General features: G+C 56.8%; 1 protein-coding gene. It reads left to right on the forward strand.

Annotated features, from left to right (window positions below; genetic code table 11):
* The coding region (locus SB719_RS22590; RefSeq protein WP_412160098.1) for a pyridoxal-dependent decarboxylase at window positions 1–236 on the forward strand (236 nt) is incomplete at both ends.

The raw sequence follows: 236 nt of genomic DNA on the forward strand, positions 1-236 counted from the left end.
TTGCCGATCTGTGGCATGCGCCTGCGCCGAAAAATGGTCAGGCCGTTGGCACCAACACCATTGGTTCTTCCGAGGCCTGTATGCTCGGCGGGATGGCGATGAAATGGCGTTGGCGCAAGCGTATGGAAGCTGCAGGCAAACCAACGGATAAACCAAACCTGGTGTGCGGTCCGGTACAAATCTGCTGGCATAAATTCGCCCGCTACTGGGATGTGGAGCTGCGTGAGATCCCTATG

This window comes from Pantoea sp. SIMBA_079, assembly GCF_046940275.1.
GTDB lineage: Bacteria > Pseudomonadota > Gammaproteobacteria > Enterobacterales > Enterobacteriaceae > Pantoea > Pantoea borealis.